We start from the raw sequence: 2,613 nt of genomic DNA, 5'->3' as shown, positions 1-2,613 counted from the left end.
TCAGACCGTGTGCGCGTCACCCAGATCCACGGCAGCAGGCGTTTCCACACAGCCTCGGTGGTGACCGGTCGTCTGCTGCGGTTAGCCCGAATGGCTGAGATGCGGACGAAGCCGAAGTTATGCGGCCGCCTCGCAAAGGTCCGCTCTGCATCGCCAAACCTGTCGTTCGACATCGCCTTCACGATGTTTCGGTGTGAAACGCGATGCGTCCCTTGCATAGGCACACCGATTAATGGCGCCCGTACTTCCTGAAGGTCGCGTTCCAGTCCGCGGCGAGGGCGTCAAGCGTCTCCCTGGCCGTGCCCTGGCCGCCGGTGACGTACGGATAGACGCGCTGGTTAAACTGTTGCAGCAGTTCCGCGTACTCCGGAACCGCCCAGAAATCCTTCACCTTGAACATGGTCTCGTAGAATGCCTTGTTATACGGCGTGGCGTGCTGAAAGGCATCCGATCGCAGCACGGTCGCGCTGCAGGAATAGCCGCCGAGCTCTGCCCACTTCTTCTGCGTGTCGTCCTTGATGAGCCACTCGAGGAACTTGAAGGCCTCGTCCTGCTTCTGCGAGTAGGAGATTATCGAGATGCCTTGCCCGCCGAGCGCGGCGAACTGGTCGCCGTTCGGTCCGGCCGGGTTGGCGAAGAAGCCGGTACCCTTGGCATTGGGATTGGCGGCCTCGTTGATCAACGCGGGGAAGAACGCGAAATAGTTCATGCTCATCGCGGCCAAGCCCTCGGTGATTGCTTGGTTCTCCTCCGGGAACTTGGAATTGGCCCAGCCCGGAGGCGTGAACTTGTACAGCTCCCTGTAGAATTCGAGCGCGGCGACGGCTTTGTCGGAATTGATGAAGCCGTCGACCTTGTAGGTCTCATAGTCGCCAAGCTCGCCGCCATATGAGAAGAGCACGCTTCGGAAGCCGCTCGCCAAAGCATCATAGGAGTTGTCGGTGTAGATCGCGATGCCGTATCTTTTGTGGTCAGGCCGATGGAAGAACTCGGCGATGTCCCGCATCTCCTTAAGAGTCTTCGGCACCGCGAGGTCGCGGCCGTACTTCTCTTTGAAGTCGGCCATTTCCGTCGGGTCCTCGAACCAGTCTTTGCGGTAGGCCCAGCCGACGGCATCACCCTGGAGCGGAATCGCCCAGTACCTGCCGCTGTTGCCCGGATACTCGGCGTAGAATTTCAGAGCGGCCGGGGCCATCAGCTTGGCAACATCGTGCTTCGCGACAAATTCGGTGAGCTCGACATAGTGGCCGCCGGTCGAGCCGGCGCCGAGCCACTGCGAGTCTCCTATGACCATGTCGTAGGCATCGCCCTCGGCGTTGAATTCGGCGAAAGCCTTGGTCTGGAAGTCCGGCCAGGTCGTCGTTTCAACATTCACCTTGACGCCCGTGCGCCTCTCATACTCGTTGACGAGTTCTTGCAAATAATTGGCGGGATCCCATTCCGCCCACAAGATCGTGAGCTCGGTGGCAGAAGCCGGTTTGCCTGAAAGCATGAGTGCAACGCCGGCGAGCAGAGCAATGCACGTTTGCCTGAACATCGTGTTCCTCCCAAAGTTCGTTGCCTCCTATCGCGGCGTCGGCGCCGGACTTGAAAGCTTCTGCAGTAAGCTCTTTGCCTCAACCAGATCGGGCGTATCGAAACCCTCGCGGAACCCCGCATGAACTGGCGCAAGAAGCTCCTTTGCCTCGGTGGAGCGACCGTGTTGGACAAGGACCCCTGCGAGCCGGAGCGCCGCCCTCAGCTCCGATGACCGCGCACCCTGCTCGCGCGCCGCGATCAGTGATTTATGCAACCAACCCTCCGCCGCCTCATAGGCTGGATCGAGCAAGAGCAAAAGCTCAGCTTTGGCGCGCAGCAGTTCCGGCAATTGGTAGACAGAGTCCGTCTTGCCAAGCGTGGCGAACGCGCGGTCGAGTACCGCCAGCCCTTCCTCGGCTTCGCCCTGCGCGCCGCAGGCTTGTGCCAGGGCGCACAGGTAACACGCGGTCCCCATGTCGGCGCCGGTTCCCGAGATGATCGCAATCCCCTCGCGCATCTCCCGGATGCCGTCGTCGACATGGCCGAGGCCCGCAATCGCCCAGCCGAGATAGGCACGCGCCTGGCCGAGCACCAAGGGAATAACGAGATCCGTGCACAGCGAGACGCCCTTTTCCGCCCAACGCCGAGCTTCAGCGAATTCACGACGCATCAGATGGACAAAGCTGAAGCTCAACAGGGCCTGCGCCATGGTGAAGGGATGCGCATCCCGTTCGGCCAGTGCCATCGTCTCCAGCGAGCGACTGACCGCCTGGTCGGGCCGGCCGCATATGCACAACATCTGTGCCGAGAACGCCCGGCAGCACACGCCGGGGTCATGCCCGGTGTAGCCCCAAGCGAGGTGGCGATGCCGATCGTAGTCGTAAATGGCCATGCCTTGGTTGGCATGTATCTCGCTGGTTCTGTAGTTGCCCAGATAGAAGTTGGCGCCCCAGAGCTGGTGGTGCGCCTCCAACAGGTAGGCCGATTCACCGGTAACCCGAGCGAGGTCCATCCCAAGCGTGTGGCATTGAAGGGCTAGAGCCCGTCCGTTTTAATCGGGGTCATATCCTGCTGCGGCGAAATAGTTTGCACATT

General features: G+C 61.0%; 2 protein-coding genes. Both read right to left on the bottom strand.

The annotated features are described in order from the left end of the window. Positions 1-229 precede the first annotated feature (229 nt). Positions 230-1,537: an extracellular solute-binding protein gene (locus tag CO676_RS34115; RefSeq protein WP_097524294.1), complete on the bottom strand. Its 1,308-nt coding sequence runs from the start codon at positions 1,535-1,537 to the stop codon at positions 230-232. 27 nt (positions 1,538-1,564) lie between these two features. Continuing rightward, positions 1,565-2,530: a hypothetical protein gene (locus tag CO676_RS34110; RefSeq protein WP_097524293.1), complete on the bottom strand. Its 966-nt coding sequence runs from the start codon at positions 2,528-2,530 to the stop codon at positions 1,565-1,567. Positions 2,531-2,613 lie beyond the last annotated feature (83 nt).

The sequence above is a fragment of the Sinorhizobium sp. BJ1 genome, from assembly GCF_002531555.1.
Classification (GTDB): Bacteria; Pseudomonadota; Alphaproteobacteria; order Rhizobiales; family Rhizobiaceae; genus Sinorhizobium; species Sinorhizobium fredii_B.
Note: the sequence above shows the minus strand (reverse complement) of the source record. Positions and strands in the feature narration are given on the sequence as shown.